The sequence below is a fragment of the Streptomyces durbertensis genome (assembly GCF_014156695.1).
Taxonomy (GTDB): Bacteria; Actinomycetota; Actinomycetes; order Streptomycetales; family Streptomycetaceae; genus Streptomyces; species Streptomyces durbertensis.
Map to the genome: position 1 here is coordinate 1 of NZ_WMLF01000611.1, position 2,446 is coordinate 2,446.

3 protein-coding genes are annotated in these 2,446 nt (G+C 72.0%); all 3 read left to right on the forward strand.

The genetic code is table 11. From position 1 onward, the window contains the following. Positions 1–4: 4 nt before the first annotated feature. The 3 genes from GL263_RS25055 (at position 5) to GL263_RS25065 (ending at position 2,442) form a co-directional block, all read left to right on the forward strand. Positions 5–451 (forward strand): response regulator, encoded by a 447-nt coding sequence (locus GL263_RS25055; protein WP_182858023.1) that lies wholly within the window; start codon positions 5–7, stop codon positions 449–451. A gap of 159 nt (positions 452–610) precedes the next feature. After that, entirely contained in the window at positions 611–1,783 is a 1,173-nt protein-coding gene (locus tag GL263_RS25060) for a PP2C family protein-serine/threonine phosphatase (RefSeq protein ID WP_182858021.1), read from the forward strand. Between the two features lie 32 nt (positions 1,784–1,815). After that, positions 1,816–2,442: a MarR family winged helix-turn-helix transcriptional regulator gene (locus GL263_RS25065; RefSeq protein ID WP_182858022.1), complete on the forward strand. Its 627-nt coding sequence runs from the start codon at positions 1,816–1,818 to the stop codon at positions 2,440–2,442. Positions 2,443–2,446 lie beyond the last annotated feature (4 nt).

Sequence of the window (2,446 nt, forward strand, 5' to 3'; positions counted from 1 at the left end):
CTACATGAACGCCCCACCACTCAGCCCCGTCGAAGTCCTCCTCGTCGAGGACGACGCCGGCGACGAGCTGATGACCCGCGAGGCGTTCGAGGACAACAGGATCGGCAACACGCTGCACGTCGTGCGGGACGGCCTGGAGGCGCTGGACTTCCTCTACCGGCGCGGCGAGCACACGGAGGCGGTGCGTCCGGACCTGATCCTGCTCGACCTGAACCTGCCGAAGTACGACGGGCGCCAGGTGCTGGAGAAGATCAAGTCCGACCCCGACCTGCGGCACATCCCGGTGGTCGTGCTGACGACCTCCTCGGCGGAGGAGGACATCCTGCGCAGCTACCGGCTGCACGCCAACGCCTACGTCACGAAGCCGGTCGACCTCGACCAGTTCGTGCGCGCCATCCAGCAGATCGACGACTTCTTCGTCACCGTGGTGAAGCTTCCGCGCGGGACCTGACGGATCGGGGACCGCCGCGTGGCCTCCGGGCGACGCGGCGGTCCCCGCCGTCCTCCCGTCCGTTCCCCCGTCCGCCGGTGGCCCCACCGGCCGTCTTCCGCGTTCGCCGGCACGTCGCCGGTCGGCGCGGCGATCCGTGCTCTTCCGAGAGAGGTCCAGTTGACATTCCTGACCGACGTGGCGCGCGCCCTCAGGGCGGCCCCTCCCTATCGGCTGCTCGAGACACTCAGGGCAGAGCTGAACGAACGTTTCTCCGCAGACCACGTGGATCTGCTGCTCGCCGACTACGGACTGCGGGTGCTGCACTCGGTGGCCGACCCGGACACCGAGGAGGGCCACCCGCTGGAGACCAGCGCCGCCGGACGCGCGCTGGCGAGTCAGGACCCGCTCACCACCACTCGCGGCGGGGACGGCCAGGTCGACCTCTACCTTCCGGTCACCGTCCGCGGCGACCGGCTCGGAGTGCTGGCACTACGGCTCCCCGAGCACCTGCTCACCTCCGAGACCGTGGCCGAACTCGAGGAGTTCGCCGAGGTGTTGGGCCACGAACTGGTGGTCGCCGAGCGGGACACCGACCTCTTCCGGCGGGCCCGGCGCAGCAGTCGGCTCACCCTGGCGGCGGAGATCCAGTGGGACCTGCTGCCGGGCCGGGCCTTCACCTGCCCCTCCTACAGCCTGGGCGCCCACCTGGAGCCGGCCTACGCGATCCGCGGGGACAACTTCGACTGGTCGGCGGGCCCGGACGAACTCGTCCTGACCGTCACCAACGGCATGGGCGAGGGCAGTCGGGCCGCCCTGCTCACCAGTCTGGTCGTGAACGCCCTGCGCAACGCGCGGCGGGCCGGCGTGGGGCTGGCCGACCAGGCGGCGCTGGCGGACCAGGCGCTGTACGGGGAGTACCGGGGCGAGAGCCACGTCTCCACCCTCCTGCTGCGGTTCGAACCCGCCACCGGCCGCTGCGAGGTGATCGACGCCGGCTCGCCGCGGCTACTGCTCCTGCGGGAGGGCACGGTCGAGGCGATCCCCTTCGAAGCGCAGCTGCCGCTGGGCATGTTCGAGGAGACCACCTATGTGACCCAGGAGTTGCAGGTGCTGCCCGGCGACCGGCTGGTCCTGGTCAGCGACGGGGTGTACGACTCGCTGCGGGCGGGCGAGCGGTACGGTCTGCGGGCGCTGGGCCGGGCCATCCACGCCTCCCGGCTGCTGCCCGCCGCGTCGGTGCCGCGCGCGATCCTCGCGGAGCTGTCCGCGTTCCGCGACAGCGAGCAGGAGGACGACGCGTTGGTGGTCTGTCTGGACTGGCACGGCCCGGACCGGGAGATCACGGGCTGACAGCACCGGGGCGCGGATGGCACAGTGAATTGATGCGCGCCAACGATCCGAACTCCGAGCAGATCGAGGAGGCCGCCACCGCCACGGAGGTGACGGAGCTGCTGGCGGTCCTCCTCGGCCGGGCCAACGCCGGCGGCACGGACGGGCCGGTCCCGCCCTCCCAGCTCCGGGCACTGTTCGCGATCGAACGGCAGGCGGGCTGCAACCTCCGGACGCTCTCGGAGGAACTCGGTTCGACACCTCCGGCCACCAGCCGGCTCTGCGACCGGCTCGAGGCCGCCGGCCTGGTGCTGCGGACCGTCAGTCCGGCCAGCCGACGCGAGGTGCGCCTCCAACTCAGCCGTGACGGGCAGCGGCTGCTGGAGGAGATCCGGGCAGGTCAGCGCAGGGAGATCAACGCGGTACTGCGCCGGATGGCTCCCGCGGCCCGCCATGAGCTGCTGGGCGGACTGCGGGCGTTCCGCGAGGCCGCGACCGAAGGGCCGCGGCTGGGCACGACGACGCAGGCGGAGACGTCGGGCGGGGCGTCCTCGGCCGACCGGCGAGGCGCGGGCGGAGGCGGGCGGCGGACCGAGGACCGCGGGCACCTCGGCGGGGACGGTCGGAGCACCCTGCCCCTGTCCCTGGGAGGCACGTGGTCCTCGACCTGTCTCTTATAAACAA